At 33.5% G+C, this 21,196-nt stretch carries 23 protein-coding genes and 2 pseudogenes; 9 read left to right on the top strand and 16 right to left on the bottom strand.

All coding sequences use genetic code 11. The annotated features are described in order from the left end of the window. The first annotated feature begins 97 nt into the window (after window positions 1-97). Complete coding sequence (locus LPB88_RS10175; RefSeq protein WP_230715156.1) at window positions 98-520, top strand: hypothetical protein; 423 nt, start codon at window positions 98-100, stop codon at window positions 518-520. Between the two features lie 91 nt (window positions 521-611). Next, a complete protein-coding gene (locus tag LPB88_RS10170) occupies window positions 612-1,103 on the top strand; it encodes a septal ring lytic transglycosylase RlpA family protein (protein WP_230715154.1) in 492 nt (163 codons plus the stop codon). A gap of 38 nt (window positions 1,104-1,141) precedes the next feature. On the opposite strand, the gene LPB88_RS10165 is transcribed toward LPB88_RS10170, so the two are convergent. Then, window positions 1,142-1,597 (bottom strand): DinB family protein, encoded by a 456-nt coding sequence (locus tag LPB88_RS10165; RefSeq protein WP_230715152.1) that lies wholly within the window; start codon window positions 1,595-1,597, stop codon window positions 1,142-1,144. Between the two features lie 77 nt (window positions 1,598-1,674). On the opposite strand from LPB88_RS10165, the gene LPB88_RS10160 reads away from it, so the two are divergent. The 4 genes from LPB88_RS10160 (at window position 1,675) to nadD (ending at window position 4,605) form a co-directional block, all read left to right on the top strand. Beyond that, window positions 1,675-2,028: an arsenate reductase family protein gene (locus LPB88_RS10160; protein ID WP_230715151.1), complete on the top strand. Its 354-nt coding sequence runs from the start codon at window positions 1,675-1,677 to the stop codon at window positions 2,026-2,028. A 361-nt stretch (window positions 2,029-2,389) separates the two neighbouring features. Beyond that, window positions 2,390-3,250, top strand: a complete 861-nt coding sequence (locus LPB88_RS10155; RefSeq protein ID WP_089352238.1) for a YicC/YloC family endoribonuclease — start codon at window positions 2,390-2,392, stop codon at window positions 3,248-3,250. Window positions 3,251-3,341: 91 nt separating this feature from the next. Next, window positions 3,342-3,914, top strand: a complete 573-nt coding sequence (gmk, locus tag LPB88_RS10150) for a guanylate kinase (protein ID WP_230715150.1) — start codon at window positions 3,342-3,344, stop codon at window positions 3,912-3,914. A gap of 109 nt (window positions 3,915-4,023) precedes the next feature. Further along, window positions 4,024-4,605 (top strand): nicotinate (nicotinamide) nucleotide adenylyltransferase, encoded by a 582-nt coding sequence (nadD, locus tag LPB88_RS10145; RefSeq protein ID WP_230715149.1) that lies wholly within the window; start codon window positions 4,024-4,026, stop codon window positions 4,603-4,605. Between the two features lie 272 nt (window positions 4,606-4,877). On the opposite strand, the gene LPB88_RS10140 is transcribed toward nadD, so the two are convergent. From LPB88_RS10140 to LPB88_RS10065, 15 genes and pseudogenes are all read right to left on the bottom strand, one after another. Then, window positions 4,878-6,347, bottom strand: a complete 1,470-nt coding sequence (locus tag LPB88_RS10140; RefSeq protein ID WP_230715546.1) for a nicotinate phosphoribosyltransferase — start codon at window positions 6,345-6,347, stop codon at window positions 4,878-4,880. Window positions 6,348-6,458: 111 nt separating this feature from the next. After that, window positions 6,459-6,806, bottom strand: a pseudogene (locus LPB88_RS23805) (nucleoside 2-deoxyribosyltransferase domain-containing protein); the annotation flags it as partial. A gap of 4 nt (window positions 6,807-6,810) precedes the next feature. Continuing rightward, entirely contained in the window at window positions 6,811-7,542 is a 732-nt protein-coding gene (locus tag LPB88_RS10130) for a metallophosphoesterase family protein (protein WP_230715148.1), read from the bottom strand. Between the two features lie 13 nt (window positions 7,543-7,555). Then, the gene (locus LPB88_RS10125; protein ID WP_230715147.1) at window positions 7,556-8,395 is read right to left on the bottom strand and encodes an ADP-ribosylglycohydrolase family protein; all 840 of its coding nucleotides are present in this window, start codon (window positions 8,393-8,395) and stop codon (window positions 7,556-7,558) included. 39 nt (window positions 8,396-8,434) lie between these two features. After that, window positions 8,435-8,989 (bottom strand): RNA 2'-phosphotransferase, encoded by a 555-nt coding sequence (locus tag LPB88_RS10120; RefSeq protein WP_230715146.1) that lies wholly within the window; start codon window positions 8,987-8,989, stop codon window positions 8,435-8,437. Beyond that, a complete protein-coding gene (locus LPB88_RS10115; RefSeq protein WP_230715145.1) occupies window positions 8,982-9,629 on the bottom strand; it encodes a DUF4291 domain-containing protein in 648 nt (215 codons plus the stop codon). Before LPB88_RS10115 ends, LPB88_RS10120 begins: the two co-directional genes overlap by 8 nt. 58 nt (window positions 9,630-9,687) lie before the next feature. Then, window positions 9,688-10,157: pseudogene (locus tag LPB88_RS10110) on the bottom strand (macro domain-containing protein). 152 nt (window positions 10,158-10,309) lie between these two features. Beyond that, window positions 10,310-11,770, bottom strand: a complete 1,461-nt coding sequence (locus tag LPB88_RS23855; protein ID WP_370635829.1) for an O-acetyl-ADP-ribose deacetylase — start codon at window positions 11,768-11,770, stop codon at window positions 10,310-10,312. 6 nt (window positions 11,771-11,776) lie between these two features. Next, complete coding sequence (locus tag LPB88_RS10095) at window positions 11,777-12,304, bottom strand: NADAR family protein (protein ID WP_230715143.1); 528 nt, start codon at window positions 12,302-12,304, stop codon at window positions 11,777-11,779. A gap of 9 nt (window positions 12,305-12,313) precedes the next feature. After that, window positions 12,314-13,396, bottom strand: coding sequence for an adenylosuccinate synthetase (locus LPB88_RS10090; protein ID WP_230715142.1), 1,083 nt, complete (start codon window positions 13,394-13,396; stop codon window positions 12,314-12,316). Between the two features lie 167 nt (window positions 13,397-13,563). Continuing rightward, complete coding sequence (locus LPB88_RS10085; protein WP_230715141.1) at window positions 13,564-14,433, bottom strand: hypothetical protein; 870 nt, start codon at window positions 14,431-14,433, stop codon at window positions 13,564-13,566. A gap of 2 nt (window positions 14,434-14,435) precedes the next feature. Further along, a complete protein-coding gene (locus tag LPB88_RS10080) occupies window positions 14,436-14,771 on the bottom strand; it encodes a hypothetical protein (protein WP_230715140.1) in 336 nt (111 codons plus the stop codon). A 165-nt stretch (window positions 14,772-14,936) separates the two neighbouring features. Further along, window positions 14,937-15,770 carry a ribose-phosphate diphosphokinase gene (gene prs / locus LPB88_RS10075; RefSeq protein ID WP_230715139.1) on the bottom strand — a complete coding sequence of 278 codons (834 nt, stop codon included), beginning with the start codon at window positions 15,768-15,770 and terminating at the stop codon, window positions 14,937-14,939. 74 nt (window positions 15,771-15,844) lie between these two features. Next, window positions 15,845-16,537: an NUDIX domain-containing protein gene (locus LPB88_RS10070; protein WP_230715137.1), complete on the bottom strand. Its 693-nt coding sequence runs from the start codon at window positions 16,535-16,537 to the stop codon at window positions 15,845-15,847. 117 nt (window positions 16,538-16,654) lie between these two features. Then, window positions 16,655-17,560, bottom strand: a complete 906-nt coding sequence (locus LPB88_RS10065) for a LysR family transcriptional regulator (RefSeq protein ID WP_230715136.1) — start codon at window positions 17,558-17,560, stop codon at window positions 16,655-16,657. Window positions 17,561-17,645: 85 nt separating this feature from the next. On the opposite strand from LPB88_RS10065, the gene LPB88_RS10060 reads away from it, so the two are divergent. From LPB88_RS10060 to LPB88_RS10050, 3 genes are all read left to right on the top strand, one after another. Continuing rightward, window positions 17,646-18,407: a type 1 glutamine amidotransferase domain-containing protein gene (locus LPB88_RS10060; protein WP_230715134.1), complete on the top strand. Its 762-nt coding sequence runs from the start codon at window positions 17,646-17,648 to the stop codon at window positions 18,405-18,407. A 226-nt stretch (window positions 18,408-18,633) separates the two neighbouring features. Then, window positions 18,634-19,791 (top strand): iron-containing alcohol dehydrogenase, encoded by a 1,158-nt coding sequence (locus tag LPB88_RS10055; RefSeq protein ID WP_230715132.1) that lies wholly within the window; start codon window positions 18,634-18,636, stop codon window positions 19,789-19,791. A gap of 409 nt (window positions 19,792-20,200) precedes the next feature. Beyond that, entirely contained in the window at window positions 20,201-21,196 is a 996-nt protein-coding gene (locus LPB88_RS10050) for an NAD(P)H-dependent glycerol-3-phosphate dehydrogenase (RefSeq protein ID WP_230715131.1), read from the top strand.

The raw sequence follows: 21,196 nt of genomic DNA, 5'->3' as shown, positions 1-21,196 counted from the left end.
AATCTAAATAAATAATAAAAACGGCATTGACTTTTAGTTTAATGCCGTTTTTTTATGCCCTTTTTTGCTATATTTGTTTTAACAAAAAATCTAATTTATGTACCATTTTTTACAAAAATTCCATTCGGGTTGGGCTTATTTAGCTTTATTACTTTTACTAATTGCAGTTGTAAATGCTATCCTTGGATTAACTTCTAAAAAAGAATTCACAGCTAAAGATCGCAAAATTGCTTTATTTGCTTTAATAGGCACACACACTCAATTATTAATTGGTTTAATCCTTTATTTCGTCTCTCCGTTAGGAAAAGCAGCTTTTGGACAAATGTCTAATGCAGAACTAAGATTAACGTCATTAGAGCACCCACTTATTAATATTATAGCAATCATTTTGATAACCATTGGATGGTCAAAACATAAAAAATTAATCAATAGCGAAGCTAAATTTAAAACTTTTGCTATTTTTTACGGATTAGGATTATTACTTATATTAAGTAGAATCCCGTGGAACCTATGGTTCTAAAAAAAACCAATTAAAGCCCTAAAATTCTAGGGCTTTTTTTATCTCGGCATATTATTTGTACAAACTCCCCAAGTCTGAAAAAAAATAAAAAATGAGAAATAAAAAACACATTATACTCACAACACTTACTATAACCTTTTTAAGTTGTTTTACTTATGTCATAAGTCAGACAAAACCAGTAACCGAATCTAAACCACCTCAGGATACAGTAAAAACCATAAGACCTAATTTAATCGCAATACCTACTGATTCGGTTTTTACGGATAAAGGCTTAAAACTTAAACCATATAAAAAAAACGCACACGCCTCCTACTACGCTGATCGTTTTAATGGTAAAAAAACAGCAAACGGAAGCAGATTTAGCAATAGCGCCTATACCGCTGCACACAAAAAGCTTCCATTTGGAACACGAATAAAAGTAACAAATGAAGCTAACGGAAAATTCGTAATTGTAAAAATTACTGATCGTGGTCCGTTTGTTAAAACAAGAGAATTAGACTTATCGAAAAGAGCCTTTATGGAAATCACCAAAAGCAAAGGAAGTGGTGCCATGAAAGTGACAATTGAAACTATAGTAGAATAAAAAAATCCCGTCCAGAAGTTTCTGGACGGGATTTTCTTTTAAACAAACTTTCTGATGCTCATTACTATTCCGGTATGAATTCCTTCATGGTAATTATTAAAGCTCAAAGCTCCGTCAATGTTTTTGAGTATAAAACCTAAACTCGTTGGATATTCCGTATAAGTAACAAAGATCTTATTAGCAAAATCTTTCTGAACCTGATCTAAAGTCGAAGAAACTAAGACTCTGATTTCGTCAACTTCGGCCTGTGAGACATTGCCTTCTGGTTTGGTTCCTTTTTTATATTTAGCTACAAAATCTTCTGAAACCATCATTGGCAAACCTGACAATTTATAGATTAAAACTTGGTGCGAAGCCACGCAATGTGCAATATTCCAAATTAAATTATTAGTAAATCCTTCTGGGATTTTGTTCAATTGTTCTAATGAATGATTATCTAAAACCTTCAAAAGAACTTCTCTAATGGTTTTTTGTACTTCAAAAACTGAATTCATAATTTTATTTTTTTTCTAAAATTAGGCATTTTTAAGTTTTAAATGAATTTTCTTTGTAGTCTCTTAAATTAAAAATTATGAACAAAATATATTACTTAGCTTCTTGCGATACTTGTCGAAAAATCATCAAAAGTCTGCCAAAAGACAATAATCTGGTTTTTCACGATATTAAACAAAATCCCATTACGGAAGCTGAACTTGAAGAAATGTATCAGCTTGCAGGCAGTTACGAAGCTTTATTCAGCAAAAAAGCGCAATTGTACAAGTCTATGGATTTAAAAAACAAGTCGTTGACGGAAGATGATTATAAGAAATATATTTTAGAACATTATACTTTTATCAGTCGTCCGGTTTTCATTATTGATAATAAGATTTTCATTGGTAATACCCAACCTGTTACCTTACAAGTCATGAAAGCTTTGGAAAAGTAATACCTGAAAATTCTAATGAATGCGGGGTTGCGTTAGGGATTACTTCACTACAATTCTGTTTTTTATTAGTGTTCAGTGAACTACGTTTGAAGCGGAAATCCTTTTTTTGAGCTTTTTCAGCTCAAAAAAAGATTGGAAGCGGATAGCCCGGCCGGAGGAAACGCCTAAAAAACTAAAATCCTGGCGCTGAAAAAAGTTAGCCACAAATTGCACAAATTTTCACGAATTAATATTCTTATTAGCATAAATTTGTGAAATTCGTGGCAAAAAACTTTAAAACCGTTTACTCTGAACAGATTAGACATTTTACATCTAAACACAGCAAACTTTTATTTATCTTTGCGCCTTTATACTCAATTATATGATACAATCTATGACAGGGTTTGGCAAAGCTTCTTTGCAATTGCCTACAAAAAAAATTACCGTTGAAGTAAAATCCTTAAATAGTAAAGGTTTGGATTTAAACGTAAGAATGCCGTCGCTTTATCGCGAAATGGAATTAGGTTTAAGAACTCAGATCTCTACAAAGCTTGAAAGAGGAAAAATTGATTTCGGGATTTACATTGAAAGTACTTCTGAACAAACTTCGACTAAAGTAAATGTACCTGTTGTAAAAAACTACATCGCTCAGCTTAAAGAAGTTTATCCTGATGCCGATGAAACTGAATTGATGAAAATGGCCGTTCGTATGCCAGATACGCTAAAAACGGAGCGTGAGGAAATCGATGAAAACGATTGGGAACAAATTCAGGTTATCATTGAGGAAGCGCTTCAAAACATCTTAACTTTTAGAAAAGACGAGGGAGAATCTCTTGAGAAAGAATTCAACTTAAGAATTGGAAATATTCGTCAGTATATGAACGATGCTTTGGCACTTGATCCAGAACGTGTTCAGGCTATAAAAGACCGTTTGCAAACTGCAATTTCGGAATTACAGGTTAATGTTGATGAAAATCGTTTTGAACAAGAATTGATTTATTATTTAGAAAAACTGGATATTACTGAAGAAAAGGTTCGCTTGACAAACCATCTAGACTATTTCTTAGAAACCATAAAAGGTACCGAAGCTAATGGTCGTAAATTAGGTTTTATTACTCAGGAAATGGGTCGTGAGATCAATACAATGGGTTCAAAATCGAATCACGCCCAAATGCAGAAATTAGTGGTGATGATGAAAGATGAATTAGAGAAGATTAAGGAACAGGTTTTGAATGTGTTGTAAACGCATACGCTTTAAGCTATAGGCTATAAGCAAAAAAAACATAAAGTAAGAGAGCTTAAAGCGTACCGCCTAAAGCCTAAAGCATAAATTAATGAACAAAGGAAAATTAATTGTTTTCTCTGCACCTTCGGGATCGGGAAAAACAACTATAGTAAGACATTTACTTGGGAAAGAAGATTTAAATTTAGAATTTTCGATCTCAGCGGCTTCACGCGACCCACGCGGAGAAGAAGAACACGGAAAAGATTATTATTTTATTTCGTTGGAAGAATTCAAAAAACACATTAAAGCAGAAGAATTCCTGGAATGGGAAGAAGTCTATCGTGACAATTTTTACGGTACTTTGAAAGCCGAAATCGAAAGAATCTGGGCTTTAGGAAAAAACGTAATTTTTGATATTGATGTTGCAGGCGGATTACGTATCAAACACAAATTTCCGGAACAAACTTTAGCTGTTTTTGTAAAACCACCAAGTGTTGACGAACTAAAACGCCGACTAAAGCAACGTTCTACTGAAACTGATGACAAAATAAACATGCGTATTGCAAAAGCTTCTGTTGAACTGGCGACTGCTCCACAATTTGACACCATCATCAAAAATTACGATTTAGATACGGCAAAAGAAGAAGCATATCAATTGGTAAAGGATTTTGTAAATAAATAAGTTATTACACAGAGTTACACAAAGTAAAAGCGCAGAGTTGCACAAAGTTTTAAAATAACTTTGAGAATCTTTGCGAAAACTCAGCGAATCTCTGCGAAACAAACCAAAAATGAAAATAGGTCTTTATTTCGGAACATATAATCCAATTCATGTTGGTCACTTAATTATTGCCAATCACATGGCAGAGTTTGCCGATTTAGATCAGATTTGGATGGTCGTTACGCCACACAATCCGCTTAAAAAGAAAGCTACTTTGTTAGATGATCATCAACGTTTGGAAATGGTTTTTCTGGCAACAGAAGATTACCCGAAAATTAAACCTTCGGATATTGAGTTTAAATTACCTCAGCCTAATTACACGGTAAATACTTTGGTTCATTTGCATGAAAAATATCCAACTCATGACTTTTCATTAATTATGGGCGAAGACAACCTTAAAACGCTTCATAAATGGAAAAACTACGAAGTGATTTTAGATCATTATGATATTTATGTTTACCCAAGAATTTCAGACGAAGAGGAAAATATCGAATTAAAATCACATCCGAAAGTTCATGTTATTGACGCACCAATTGTTGAGATTTCATCGACTTTTATCCGAAACAGTATTAAAGAAGGCAAAAACATTCAACCGCTTTTGCCACCAAAGGTTTGGGAATATATTGATCACAATAATTTTTATAAGAAATAAAAAAATCATTCCGTAGGAATGTCTGATCGGTAGAACTAAATTTTAATTATGATTATACGTTCCGTAGGAACGTTTGGTTAATGGTGCAGATATTTTATTCCCCTAAAAACAGGTGTCCCTACAGGACACAACGCAAAACAATACATTTTTTTCTACCGATGAGATATTCCTACGGAATATAAAATATTGTTGTTTATAAAAATTCTTCTTTCGTCGGAATGAAAAATAGAGCAAAAGAAAGCCTGAATTAAAAAATTCAGGCTTTCTTGTTTTTATGCTTCAACGTTTATCTGGCTTTTAACTCTTACTCTAATCTCACTTAGCGATTGATCAATTAAAAGTTTTCCGTCTCTGAAAACTTCTTTCAATTCTCCTTGTTTTTCTTCTTCCCAAGAAACATTATCGGTTAAATGATATACTCCATCAACTAAATCAATTTTCATTAAACCTTTAGCTGATTTTTTAGTTCCGTCATCCGTAATTGGATCTTTGAAGATAGCTCTTCCTTCTCCGTCAACTTCCCCGTATGTTGCTTTCATGGCAAAACCAAAAGTATCACGCGTATTGTACTGGTATGTAAAAGAACCGATTCCTAAAACAACGTTTGTAGACGCAAAACCTTTTTCTTTTAATCTTTCTGCAATTTGAGTTGCTCTTGCTACCGTGATACTATCACCGTAAATAGCTCCAATTTGAAGAATAAGCTCTTTATATCCTTTTGCATTAACATCACCTCCAAAAACATCCCAAAGAAGCTCAATTACACCTTTTTTCTCTTCTTGTGTTTTTCCATTCGGATTTCCGCAGATAATATCAACCGGATCACCGCTATCAGGACGAATTACTACTTTACCTTCTCTAGCAACAATATCTTCTTTTAAGCGAGGTAAATAATCCGTTAAAACTTTCCATAAATCCCAGGTATCAGAAACGATAGAAACAATTCCTTTTGGATACACTTCAGTAATTAATCTTTTGAAAGTTTCACATTCACCTTCTGTAGTTCCCATACACATTACAGAATGCTCTGTTGCGGCAACTGAACCTGCGATTAATTCCGTATCTGAATTGGCGTTATAATATTCTTCGAAGAAATCAATTGCGGGAATCGTATCTGAACCTGTAAAACTCAATAAATGTCCGGCTGCAGAAGTTATTGCTGCTTCGATTCCGCCCATTCCTCTCATTGAAAAATCGTGCCCTTGCCAGTTTACAAAATCAGGAACAGATGAAGTTTCTTCAGCATATTTATCTAAAACTTTTCTGTACTCTTTTGCTATTGTAGCCGAATTACAAGGAAGCCAAATAACCGCAGAAAGTAATGTTTCGAAATAATTCGTCAACCAGAAAAATTCCGGAAGTGTATTGTACATTGTAAACATTGGAACTCTCAAAGGCACACTTACTCCTTCTGGCAAGGCTTTAAAAACCATCGGAATATATCCTAAATCATGTAAATCTTCGATATGTTTTGTCCCAACTTGGTTTTCACCCAAATAATTATTGATTCGGCGTGCGTATTTTTTAACGACTTCTTCTTTTGGCTGCTTGAAAAAATCGGCATCAAAATCATGAATAATATATTTTTTGATGAAATATTGCAATCCAAAAAACACAACTTCATCAAGACTTTCAATTCTTGATTTTCTTGGTGTCCAGTTCGAATACACTAATGTAGTTTTATCTGGATATTGTCTTCTATGGTCAACTTTGTAACCGTCTGTTAATAATAATGGGTTCATATTTTTTATTTTTAGTAAATTTAGGATTAACTCTTCTAGTGTTTTAAATTGTTCTATTGTATATCTGTCGCACACAATGTCGATATTACCTTTGCGCCAAAAATCTTCTTCGACAACAACTTTCATCTTCTTGGATTGAGCATAAAGCCCAAACTCAAGCAAAGATATTGGTGACATTGTATTTCCTGCAAAATACATAATTATAATGTCTGCTTGTTCTAATACGTTAAGCTCCCAATCAACTTGATCTTTAAAATTTTCATTTTCGATTGTTTGTGACCAACTATTGTCCCATTGATCTCTTCTTGGGTTAAAGATAATATAATTGTCTTTCAATAGTTCTTCGCAATGTTTTTGCCAATTTATCGCCGTATCCATTTCTATAGATCCAGCCAAAAAGATTGTTTTTAAATCACTTTGTAAAGGAATTTCTTCTGGAGCTCTAAAAATTTTCTTCATCTTTCTATTTATTTCTTCCTTTTTCATTTGGATAAAAACTTTGCACTGCCTCACTTTGCCAAAACTCTTTTGTTTCAACATCAATACAAGTTAGTTTTCCATAAAAACCCGCTCCGGTATCTATATTCCAGACATTACAACCTTGCATTGGAATTTCAACATTGTAATGAAGTGTTGGCGTATGACCAATGTAAATCTCATTAAAAAGCAATAATCTTTTTGGATATGAAAGAGAATCTTTTTGAATTCTTTTATCCATCGTCAAAGCCATTTCCCAAAGTGTTCTGTCCCAGGAAAAATTGCTTGCATAATGTTCTTTTTCGGGACCATGCATTGACGAAAAACCAGCGTGAATAAACAAATTATTATCTTCATCTACAAAGTAATCCTGCATGTTTTCAAAAAACTGAAGATGTTTCTCTTTTTGTAAAAGATCAATATCATGATAACTCTCTATGGTAGATTTTCCTCCGTGCAAAAACCAAATATCATTTATGTCATCATTCTTCAACCATTCATGGCACCAAACATCATGATTTCCTCTTATAAAAATACATTCCTGTTTTTGAGATAATTCGATAAGAAAATCAATTACTTGTCGGGATTCACTCCAGCCGTCAACGTAATCTCCAAGAAAAACAAGTCGATTATCTTCGTTAATTTCAACTCGATCCAATAATTGAATTAAAGCTTTTAAACCGCCGTGAATATCTCCAATAACCAATGTTCGTTTCATGATATTCGCTTAATTATTGAAACTTATTCGATAAGTCTAAATCTAATTTAGTCAAAAAGTCTTTCCCAAATTTATCGTTTTCTAACTCTTCATACAAAAACGAAGGCAACGCTTTATCACAATTTTGTTTGTGACTTAAAATCGCCATGCACAAAGCAGCAACAGTATCTGTATCTCCGCCATAATCAATACTTGTTTTCAAACAATCTTTCATTGATGTTGCTTCAGATACAATTTTTATAACGGCTTGTGTCGTTGGATAACCGTGCATGTCAATTGGAGAAGTAATTCTATAATTCTCATTTTCCTTCAGCGTTTCATTTAAAAACGGAATCAAAGTTGATCCATCACCCAAATTATATTTAAAATAATGAACTGCCAAAGCGATACGTTTCGCACAACTAATTCCTTCAATGGTAAGATGAGAAGTCCTTGCCTGAATTTCGCAAAACTCCATCAATTGGTCTATATTTTTTAAATATCCAATAGAATATGCTCGCATTGCAGAACCGTTTCCGTTACTGCCGTTATCGATTATTTTGATAAAATCAGCTCCATTTTTACTGGCGTCTAAAGCATTATAAACTCTATCTGAATATCCACGCCTTTTATCTCTGTGAAATACTTCAACAAACTTATCGGCAACTTTAACTTCATTCCAATTTTCATCTTCTAATAACAATTCGGAAATCGCAATTGCCATTTGAGTATCGTCTGTATATCTTTTATAAATCTCGGTATAAAGTCCGTGTTTATGATATTGAGTCAGATCGTTATTTTGAGAAATAAAATCTAAATCTCGAAATTCAAAACCTGCACCGTATGCATCGCCTATTGCTGCTTCTAGTATCATAACTGTTGTTTTTGGTTGTTAATTTGGGTGGGAATTCTTTTAAGATTTAAACTCTATGTATTTTGTCGGAACATTATCTGTCAACCAAACATTATTCTCCGACAAATAAAATTTAAATCCATCTCGATGCATTGCACCACTTCTAACAGTTAAAATTTGAGCAGCTCCTCTTCTACTTCCTACTTTTATTGCCGTTTCCAGATCTTTGGAAAGATGCACATGCTGACGGCTCATTTTTTGTAAACCTTCTTTTTTAATGCTATCCAAAAACTTTCCAACAGTTCCGTGATATAAAAACTCCGAAGGTTCTGCTTCGTCCAGGTCTAATTCAACTGAAATCGAATGTCCTTGACTTGCTCTAATTTTCGTTTTATCTTCATTAAAAGCAAAACGTTTTTTATCATTATTTTCTACAACGTAATCTAAAAGTTCAGCAGTCATTTGATTTTGACTTCCCTTTTTATTGCATTTTTCAATTAATTCATCAACATCTGTCCAACCGTTTTCGTCTAATTTTAGTCCGATGGTTTCCGGCGAATGTCTGAGAACCAAACTCAGAAACTTGCTTACGCTTTTTGCTATTTTTTCATCCATGATTTCCTGAGATTTTAAGTTTCTTATTCAATTCTTCATCCTTAAAAAGGAAAGGTTTTTCAGCAGGAATCATCAGCTTTTCTAATTGTTTATTCTGAACAAATTCATATTGTTCTTTTACAAATTCTGAAATATCTTCGATTAGTACTATGTCTTCTTTTGCAAAAGACTTTATAAAATCATCTCTTAAACCAATCTGAATAGCTCTTCGTTCTAATTTATTCCCATACGGATCATGATCTGGATCCCATTGTAATCTTACTGAGGATGTTTTAACTTGTGTTTGCCATTCTTCGTGGCTCATTTCGAGCGAAGAACTATAAGAGGAATAAACCGCATTTTGTAAATATTTATTGAATGCCGAAATTTTAAGGTGAATTGCCAGTACCGTTTCCTGTCCTTCTTTTGTTCCCCAACCGTTTCTGTACATCATCCACAGAAAATTTGGTTTGATCCACGTCATTCTGTCCAGGCTAAATGCTCCGCCAAAATATTGATTTTTCGCAGCAAATTCGCCTATTTCTTTTCGGTAGGATTGATACACTATTATTTCTTCCTCGTCATGTTGAGCCATTATATGATAGCCAGATTTTGGCCATTCTACAATTTGCTCATCGTATTTTTTTAATTCTATTTTCATTTTGTATTGTACACAATATCTTCATTGTGTTATTTTTAATTTTAAACAGTTGATTTATCTAAAAATCATAAACTGTTACTTCTATATTATTTTCAGAAAGTGTTTTGAGAATAATAGGCTCTATCATCTCCCACTTTCCGCCAGCTAAACCACAGCCAATTCTTGGCATATGAACGCTGGCATTATTTACTTTTGCGAATGAAGACACTTCTTTCAAGCCATCTTCAATGGCATCATATCGTATTGGAGCATTTCCGTTTTCATCTTTATTGATTTTATGCTGACCAATTAAATTTGCTACCCAAAGATCTTCTTCTACCTGAACAAACTGAACTTTACCCAATTCAAAACCATCCTTTGATTTAAACCATTCTCTATATTGATTTTCTGGTTTTTTCCATCTTTTAGAAATGGCCATAACAAATCCTTTTCCTCAACCTCCAATATCATTACAGATATGCACAATTACTTTATTATCTCTGATCGAGGAGATGTTGCATCTCCTTTTGTATATTGAATATCTTTCATGTGTTTCATTTATTTTAATCAAACGTTCCTACGGAACGTAAATACAACACGACAATTATTTTTCTACCGATGAGATGTTCCTATGGAACAGCAAAAACTCGTGTTTACACTTTCTTATTTCCGATCTATTCTTTCTAAAAATTATAAACTGTCTATTTCATTTTTTTTAATTTTAAAGACAGTCTTTCGCACAAATCATCAATATCATTTTTTCTTGCTAAAGCATTAATCCACTTTTGCGGAATATTGTCAATTCCGTAATACATTCCTGCCAAGCCTCCGGTAATTGCTGCAGTTGTATCAGTATCTCCTCCTAAATTCACGGCTTTTAAAACAGTTGCTTCATAAGTATTCCAATTCAAAAAACACCATAAACTGGCTTCTAAACTATGAAGAACATAGCCGGATGAGTGAATTTCATTTTCAGGATATTCAGCTATATTGTTTTTCAGGATTCTATCAAACAATTGGATTTCAACAGCATTAAATTCCTTATCACTTAAAAAATCAGAAACTATCTTTTGCATATTCTTATATGCCTCAATTTTATCAATGTTATTTAAAATTTCTAAGCAATAAACAACATAAATAAAACAAGCAAATACTGATCTAAAATGTGCGTGAGTAATAGAGGACACTTCTTTTACTTTCTTATAAATAACTTCGATATCCTTTTCTTCTTGCAGATAAAAAACTAAAGGCAGAATTCTCATCAAAGAACCATTTCCGTTGTCTTCTTCATAAAAACCACCACATAAATGAGGCTCATATCCTTTTGCTATATTTTGAATTGCATGTCTCGTCGCTATTCCAATATCAAAAACTTGTCCATGTGGCGTCCATAATTCTGTGCTATACCATTTTACAAAATTCCTCGCTATATCCTTTAAATCATAACCATTACTCAAACTTTCTGCTAAACAAAAAGCAAGCGAACTATCATCGCTCCATGTTCCCGCTGACTGATGATGTGTTCCAAAGCCAATCATTTCACAAACAGGATTTTTCTTGAGATAAGATCTTGACTCAAACTCTACAGGAACACCCAAAGCATCTCCAACAGCCAAGCCAAATAATCCTGATTTAACTTTATACTCAAAAACGTTTTCTATTAAATCATTATAAATTTTGAAATTTTCATCATCATAACAAACAAATATTACTTTTTCTATTTCTGAAATTTTATCGAAATTTTGAACTGATTTAATTGCAATTTCTGCTGCTTTATCTTTTGGGAAATGATAAATTCCTGTGCTAATACCTGGAAAAGCTATCGTTTTAATGTTATTTTCAACAGCCAGTTCTAAACTGTTCTGATAACAAGCTGCAAGCAAATTCTTTTTTTCTTCTTTATCTCCATTCCAAACCGGACCAACAGTATGAATCACATATTTAGGAAGTAAATTACCTGCTGTTGTAATGACTGCTTCTCCAACTTTGCATCCACCTTGTTTGTTTCGAATCTGGATGCATTCGTCTAAAATTGCTTTTCCTCCTTTTCTGTGAATAGCGCCATCAACTCCACCTCCGCCAAGTAAAGAAGTATTGGCTGCATTTACAATCGCATCGACCTGGATTTCTGTTATATCGGCTTTGAGAATTTCTATTTTCATAACCTATTACTTCAATTCATCCCTAACTTCCATCAAAGCAAAACCCAAAAGATTTAAACCTTTCCACTTCGCAGGATTCAAAACATCTTTATGATCACCAGCCATTCCTATTCCCCAAATTGCATCTACAGGACTTGCTTCTACTATAACTCTGTCATTTGTATTTAGTAAAAAAGTTTTTAACTCCGGATTCTGACTGAACTTATGATAATTACCTTCTTTTACAATGTCAAATCTGGCAGCCAACCAAAGCGTTTCATTATAATGCTTTACTTCTCTTCCTAACTTTTTGGCTTCGGCGGGAGAATTGGCTTTGAGGATTTTTGCTAAAACAACATCATCTTTAAATAATTCGGCTTTTTTCGCCATCATCCAATGTTCGGCAGTTTTGTAAAGTACATTATCAACTTCAAAAGAGCTTAACCACCATTGACTAAAACAGGTTTTAGAAATGCTTCCGTCTTTATTGGGCTGATGTCCCCAGAAAAACAAAAACTTACTTTCTGAGGCTATATTTTGTATCGTATATTTCATTTTTTCTATTTATTGAAACAAAGAAGTTATCTGTTTAAAATCTTTCGAATCGGGTGAAAATGATCCGTAGACTTCTCTGAATTCTGTTGTTAAATGTTCAAATTCATACTCTTTTTCGATCTGATCCATGCAGGTTACAACCAAATTTCTTTTTGCGTTTAAACTGTAAGCTGCATCCAACTTTAAACTATAATTTAAAAGATCATAATCTAAATCACCGGTTCGTAACTCTTTCTGAAAATCGTTGAAAACACAGGTTTCTTCTTCGTTATTTTTTAATTTTAATTCTCTTTCATTACTCATCCATCCACTTCCATGTCGGGTTGAATAACTTCTGGTAACGTAATAGACTTCTACATCTTCTATTTTTAATTTCTGACATATTTCATACGCATTTTTTGAAGTTGTATTCGCATAGGTTACATTCGGGAAAACACCATGATCCATGTCGAGTAAAATTCCCTGACTACCTTCAAAAATCAGGTTCGAATACTTTTCTAAAAAGCTGTAATCGCTGATGTTCCATTTTATTTTATCAATGATTTCTAAGTAATGATCTACTTCTGCATCGATTTCACTTTCATTCAAAAAACCGTAGTAATAGGCTATCTTTTCCAGTTTTGCCAAGAGCATTTGTCTAGGTGCGATCAAATCTATGGCGTAAAGTTTGTATTGACCTTCGTTACGTTTCATTGTGGCTCCAACACCTTTTCCGCAAGTTCCGTGATCCAGGTTTCTAACATTATTTCGGTTTTGCCAAACATCAAACGGAGTGGTTATTTTGGCTAACGGATGAATATGAAGTTCAACATTTCCGCCTTTTGCTTCCAGTTCTTCTTTTTCATTAAATAAAAAAACGGGATGAATTGCGCAATGTTCACTAAAGTAAGAAGGCAAACCGCGAAGTGCTCCGCTGGCAAAACTCGAATGAATGTGTTTTTTATCCTCTATCATTACGGTATGTGCCGCTTGCTGCCCTCCTGAAAACCGAATAACTATAGATTCAGGATTTTGCTTCGCCAGAAAATCTGTTGTAATTCCTTTTCCTTCATCACCAAATCCTAAACCTATAACTATTTGAGCTGTTTTCATTTTTTTACTGTTGTGCAATTATTTTAAACACATAGAATCATAGACTTCCGAAGCTTAAAAAAGGCGTTTCACTATTTTAAATTCACATAGTAACTATGTGTTAGAAACTAGTTTCTTTTTGTTTTCTTTTATTCACAGACAAAAACCTATGTTTCTATGTGTTTAATTTAAAGCATTTGTATATTATCTAAACCTGTATCGTTTGTATCAGAAACTGGTATTGTTCCTAAACCAGAACTTTTATGTTTATCACAGATGATTTTCTTGATCACATTCGGGATTTCTCTGTGATCTTCGATAGATAAACAATTTTGTCCTAATAATTCTTTCCAGGCCACATTTGCTCTTACCGCCTGATCAGAATGTAATACGCTGATATGATACACTTCGTAACGTTTTTGGGCCTCTTTTAATAATTCAAGATGCGTATACGTTTGCTGTCCTGAACCCATAATTTCTTTTATGGCAGATGCCGGAAGTGTTGGCAAATTAGGTTCGTCACCAACGGTAAACAATAATCCTTTTTGACCTCTTTTTTCGAAAGCATCGGTTTTGGTATGAAAAGCGGCAAAATACCACGCCAAAAGATAACTTTCTCCAGCGTTTCCTCCGCCTCCGCCTTCAATATAAGTTCTGGTTAACCACATATCCAGTTCTTCATCGCCAGATTCAAATTGTCCAACCTGAAGTGGAAATCTGTCGCATTCGTGATCTCCAATTCCTAAAAATAAAAGTGCCGGATCGGGAACACCACCTTGAATAATTCCGCCCATTAATTTTGGTAATCCGTCTTTGATCAATTCATGCGGAATATGTCCCATACTTCCCGTAACATCCAATCCTAAAATAATCGGAACTGTATTTGGGTGAACTTCAGAATCTCTGGCTTCACGAAATGTAATACCGTTTGGATTCATAGATTCATGTGCCATTCCTAATTGGTTTTGCATGAAAATCTCACTTGCAGATTTAAATCCGTAACCTGCTTCTTTTGCTCTGCTCAAACGAGCGCCTAAGTCATATCTTGTACCTCCCATAACTAAAATGTTTTACCAAATAAATATTCGAATCTCTTTTTTGTCACTTCAAACTGAATATTTAAATTTCTGATTGTTAATGATAATTCCATATCTTTTTGTACAAATGCTTCCGGTTGAAAGTCAGCAAAAGTCAAACTATTTTTGTCGAGCGGACTAATATCGATAAGGCCTTCCTGCTCTCTTTCGAGTCTTTTTATTTTAAGTTCGATATCTTCAACTCGACGTCTATAAATTAATTCAGAATCTTCACCAATTGTTTTGGCTCTGTCTTCTCTAATCTGATCATTGTTTCTTTTTAAAGATTCAATAAATCTTGGTTTTAAATCACTCATCATTTTTTAGTTTTTGTTTCAGGTTTTCTTTGTTTCAAGTTTCAAGTTGCACACTGAACTTGAAACTTGGAATCTTAAACTTGAAAAGATTAATAGCTTTTGTTTTTTGTTTCAGTTTTTCTTTGTTTCAGGTTTCACGTTCTCTGTAACAACGTGAAACCTGAAACTTTAAACTAATTTATCTAAGCTGATTACTTGAACGCTTTCGCCTTCAAAATCTTTTACAGAATTGGTTGTGAAAATTTTATCGAAACAGTTCAAAACTTCAAAACCTTTATTGAAAATTCCGTGGCTAACAGCTAAGTATAATTTTCCGGCATTTTTCTTTTTTAATTCTTCGGCTAGACCGACAAAAGTTCCGCCACCGTCGCAAATGTCATCTACAATTAAACAATCCATTCCGTTTAAATCTTCTTCATAAACTTTAAAACCAGATAATCTTCCTGTTTTTACATCGCGGCTTTTGCTGCATTCTACCACTTCAACTCCGCCTAAAAACTCAGAAACTTTGTAGATTTTTTTAAGAGCACCACCATCCGGAGAAATCAATTTTACGTTTTCGCCAATTACTTTTAAAACTTCTTGAATAAAAGTATGATTCGGAATCACCTCACAATTATTAACTAAAGCCGGAGTAACCTCAGAATGTGCATCAAAAACAAAAACTTTATTTAATTGAAGTCCGTTGATGATATCTGCATATACTTTTACAGAAAGAGATTCTCCTTTAATCATCACACGATCTTGTCTTGCTGCCGGGAAATACGGAATAAAAAGATCGATTACTTTAACATCCATTCTGCGTAAAGCATCTACCGTGATACACAATAAACCCAAATCATTGAATGAATTTAAACGGTGTGTGATGGTTACTTTCTCATTGTGATCAAAGTTTGGATCGATTTTAATGTGTGGTTCTCCGCCAGAGAAAGTAAAACTTTGAAAATTGATTTGTTCCTGATTTTGAAAAGGAGCGAATTTTGGGTCTAGGTTAAGTATCATAGTTTTATAGTTTGCGTTAATTATACGCAAATGTAGAATTAAATTTTAAATAAACAACTTATTTTGTGTAAAAATTACGCAAACTTTATTTCAAAATGAAAGCCTTTTTCAATTAATTCACTGTATTTCAGTTTATTAAATCGAAATAATTTAGCTGGACGTCCACTTTTTATAGGTGAAAATTTTTCAGTTTCTTCTAAAAATCCATAACTGAGAATTTTTTTTCTAAAATTTCGTCTGTCAATTTCTTTCTCTAAAATGGTACAATAAAGATTTTCGAGATCAGAAAATAAGAATTCTTCCGGAAGCAAATCGAATCCGATAGGTTCATAAGTGAGTTTTGCTTTTAGTCTTAAGATTGCTTTTTCAAGGATTAAATTATGATCGAATGCCAAAGAAGGAATTTCATCAATTTTACACCATTGTACTCTTTCGGCATCAGTATCTGCTTTTATCTCCAAATTTGAAGCGTCGACTAAAGCATAATACGCAATCGAAATTACGCGGTTTCTTGAATCTCTGTAAATATCATCGCCAAAAGTGTAAAGCTGTTCCATAAAAGTCAACTGCACATTGGTTTCTTCGTGCAACTCTCTTATAACCGCATCGCTTAAAGATTCGTCATTTTTCACTAAACCGCCCGGCAAAGCCCAATATTTATCGGCTGAGCCAAATTGCTGTTCTATTAAAAGCACGTACAAACTATTGTTTTTATAACCAAAAACAATAGCATCAACAGCGATTCTTATATTTTGAAAATTTTCCATAGTAAAAAAAGGGTTTGCCACGAATTTCACGAATTAGCACGAATTTTTTTGCTCAGCGAAATGTATAATTAGTGAAAATTTGTGGAATTCATGGCGAAAAAAATCGCAACAAAAAAATTATAATCTATTCCCTAAAAACAACTTCAACTCTTTAGAAATACTATCAAAAAAGGAACTTAGATTGTTGTTTTTAGCCGTTAATAAATATACAAATTCCTCCGGTACATGAAAACTGTTCCATAATAATTGCAATTTATTCTCTTTAATATATTTTCGTGCATTACAATTCCATGTTATAGCAACTCCGGAATTTTTAGAAAGCAATTCGAGCATTTCAGATTCAGATGGGATAATATAATTAGGCACCATCGATGGTCGCTTTTTATTGAAAGCATGCAGCCAAAATATTTTATTATGCGAAATCCTGGCATCATGACAATACCATTTTTGCTCGTTTAGCCATTGTTCAACTTCAACAAAATTATCTGCTTTCAATTTCTGACGGAATTCTGTTGCGTCTAAATTCATTGGCGCAACCATTACCAATTTAATTTTTCCGACAATTTCATAGATCGTATCAAACGTGTCAAATCGTTTGGTGACAATCGCAAAATCGAGTTTTTTGGCATCGACCAAAGCAAAAAGTGAATCGCTGTCTGCAAAAGTAAAATCGATAAAATCAAACTTAGAGATTAAAACACTCCCGACACTGGCGAAGAGATTTTTTGAAATTCCAACGGATATTAAACGATTAGAATCCTGAGTCTTTGCCCTAAAAGTGCTTTCGACATTCTCCAGTCGATCCAATGCATCAATAATTAAATTATTGAGTAACTTAGCGTATTCTGTTGGTTCTACGCCTTTTGACTTTCGATTAAATAATTTATTCCCAACATGAGCTTCCAGCATTGATATCTGCTGACTTACAGCAGGCTGGCTCATAAATAACTCTTTGGCAGCTACTGAAAAATTTCTGTTTTTATAAACCGCCTTAAATGTTCTGTACCATTCGAGATTTACCATGACATAAATATATTTATAACAAACATAGTTTATTTTATTTTTACTGATATCACTTTAGGCGTAAATTTGATGAAAATTTAAACTTATGAAAAAAATAGCATTACTTACGATTATAGCATTCTCAGCTTTTAGCACATCAGCTATAGCTCAAAAATCAACAAAAAAAGGTATGAAAAAAGTATTATTTGTTGTAACCAGTAACGATAAGCTGGGCAATACAGGAGAAAAAACGGGATTTTGGTCAGAAGAATTTGCTGCACCTTATTATGAACTATTAGATCAGGGAATCGAAATTACCATTGCATCGCCACTTGGAGGTCAGCCACCAATTGATCCAAAAAGTAATGATCCGGCATCAGCAACTGAAGACACAAAACGTTTTGATGCTGATAAAACATTACAGGAAAAATTAAAAAACACTCATAAACTTTCGACTATTAATCAAAAAGATTATGACGCAGTTTTTTATCCGGGAGGTCACGGTCCACTTTGGGATTTAGTCGAAGATAAAAATTCAATAGCTTTAATTGAATCTTTCTACACGCACAAAAAACCGGTAGCTTTTGTTTGTCATGCTCCGGCAGTTTTGAAAAACGTAAAAGTTAATGGTGAATTTTTAGTAAAAGGCAAAAAAGTAACCGGATTTACAAATGAAGAGGAAGAAGCGGTAGGTTTAACTAAAGTTGTTCCGTTTTTACTGGAAGATACTTTAATACAAAATGGTGCTAAATTCTCTAAAGGTCCAAACTGGCAACCTTATGCCGTTGAAGACGGACTTTTAATTACAGGACAAAACCCAGCTTCGTCTAAATTGGTAGCAGGTAAATTATTGCAAAAATTGAATTAAAGATACTAAGGTGCTAAGGTTCTAAGTTGCTAAGGTTAACGCCTTTTTAAAAAAACTTAGACCCTTAGTCCCTTAACGCCTCAGAACCTTAAAAAAAATTAATAAAAAAGATATCGAGTTGCCAGGATTAAAAAACTTAGAACCTTAGCAACTTAGTATCTCAGAAACTTAAAAAAAACTTAGCGACTTAGTGCCTTAGTGGCTAAGAACCTTAAAAATAAAAAAAATGCTAAACTTTGAATTATACAATCCGACGAACTTAATCTTCGGAAAAGGACAAATTGAAAAACTTTCGACTTTAGTACCAAAAGATGCTAAAATTCTATTGGCTTATGGTGGTGGAAGTATTTTTAAAAATGGAGTTCACGAACAAGTAATCAATAATCTAAAAGGTTTTGATATTGTTGAATTTGGCGGAATTGAACCAAATCCTCATTTTGAAACTTTAATGAAAGCTGTTGAAGTTATTAAAGCTGAAAAAATTGATTTTATTTTGGCTGTTGGCGGCGGATCTGTTATTGATGGTGTGAAATTTATTTCGGCAGCTGTCAACTTTAACGGAAATCCGATTGATATTTTGCAAAAGCGAATCCTGATTAAAGAAAATGCGGTGCCTTTTGGAACTGTTTTAACTTTGCCTGCAACGGGAAGTGAAATGAATTCTGGCTCTGTTGTTACGATTAAATCTACTCAGGAAAAACTAGCTTTTGGCGGAAGCACATTATTCCCAAAATTCTCTATTTGTGATCCTACGGTTATTCAATCATTGCCAAAAAGACAAATTCAAAATGGTGTTGTAGATGCTTACACACACGTAATGGAGCAATATTTAACGTATCCGCATGAAGGTTATTTACAAGACCGAATTGCCGAAGGTATTTTACAAACCTTAATTGAAGTTGGTCCAAAAGTGGTAGAAGATCCAACAGATTATGCTTTGGCTTCAAATTTTATGTGGAGTTGTACAATGGCTTTAAACGGATTAATTCAAAAAGGTGTTCCTTCTGATTGGGCAACTCACATGATTGGTCACGAATTAACGGCTATGTATGGAATTGATCACGCAAGAACTTTGGCGATTATAGGACCAAGTTTATACAATGTGATGTTTGAAACTAAAAAAGGAAAACTGGCACAATACGGAAGAAGAATTTTTGACTTAAAAGGTTCTGATGACGAAGTTGCTAAAGAAGCAATCAACAAAACGGTCGAATTTTTCCATACTATGGGAATGGATACTAAACTTTCGCAATACACAGATGATTACAGCAAAACCGCTGATTTTATCGTGAATCGTTTCGACGAAAGAGGCTGGAAAGGTTTAGGCGAAAATCAATTGGTAACTTTAGATAAAGTAAAATCGATTGTCGAATTAAGCTACTAATAAATAAAATTCCAATTTTTTAAATTCCAAATTCCAATGCTCTTAACTGTGTTATTGGAATTTGGAATTTCTTTTTTGGAATTTAAACTTAATGTCAAGCAATTGGAATTTGGGATTTATAAAAATTGGGATTTACGAAAAAAGGCGTTCTTAAAATTTTAGGAACGCCTTTTTAAAATACTAAAACAAAACTAACTAACTCAATTTTTATTAAACTCATTAAAATTCTAATTTATAATCAGTTACAACGTAATAACGCAATCGTTATTGTGTAAATAGTAAAATATTTTTTTATTATTTTAAAAACCCCTGAAAACCATTGTAATTAAAGGTCTTTTATAAATTTCTTAAATGAGATTTTGTATTATTACTACATTATTAAGTACTTTTGTTTTAAATTATTAATATAATGAGTGAAAATTTAAAATTTGCAGTAATTGGAGGAGGAAGCTGGGCTACGGCAATTGCAAAGATGTTATGCGTGAATCTATCCGAAATTGCCTGGTATATGCGTAATGATGCTGCAATCGAGCACATTCAGAAATACAAACACAATCCAAACTATTTAAGTTCAGTTGAATTTGACACCAAAAAACTTAAATTAACCAACAATATAAACGAAGCGATTGAATATGCCGATTATGTAATTTTTGCTATTCCATCAGCTTTTCTTGATGCCGAATTAAAAAATATGACGGTTTCATTGGCAGATAAAATCATTTTCTCCGCCATTAAAGGTATTGTTCCTGAAACAAGTTTAATTGTTGGAGAACATTTTCACATTCAATACGATATTCCATACTACAATATTGGTGTTATCACAGGTCCATGTCACGCTGAAGAAGTTGCACTAGAAAGACTTTCTTACTTGACAATTGCATGTGGTGATCCCGACAAGGCACGTATTGTTGCCAAAACACTTTCTGGAAATTATATCAAAGCCAAAATTTCTGACGATATTATTGGTACTGAATATGCTGCAATGCTTAAAAACATTTACGCAATCGCAGCCGGAATTGCTCACGGTTTAGGTTATGGAGATAACTTTCAATCGGTTATGATGAGTAATGGTATCCGCGAGATGAAAAAATTCATTAGAAAGGTTCACAAAATGAAACGGAACATCAATGATTCGGCTTATTTGGGCGATTTATTAGTTACAGGATATTCTGTATTCTCAAGAAACAGAATGTTCGGAAATATGATTGGAAAAGGGTACACGGTAAAAAGTGCGATGATGGAAATGAGTATGGTTGCCGAAGGTTATTATGCTACTAAAAGTGCTTATAAACTAAATCAGGGTTATGGTGCCAAAACGCCAATTATTGACGCTGTTTACGCGATTTTATACGAAGGAAAAGACGCGAAATCTGTATTTAAAAAACTTACTGAGTCATTGGATTAA

This window comes from Flavobacterium sp. JAS (assembly GCF_020991455.1).
Classification (GTDB): domain Bacteria; phylum Bacteroidota; class Bacteroidia; order Flavobacteriales; family Flavobacteriaceae; genus Flavobacterium.
Note: the sequence above shows the minus strand (reverse complement) of the source record. Positions and strands in the feature narration are given on the sequence as shown.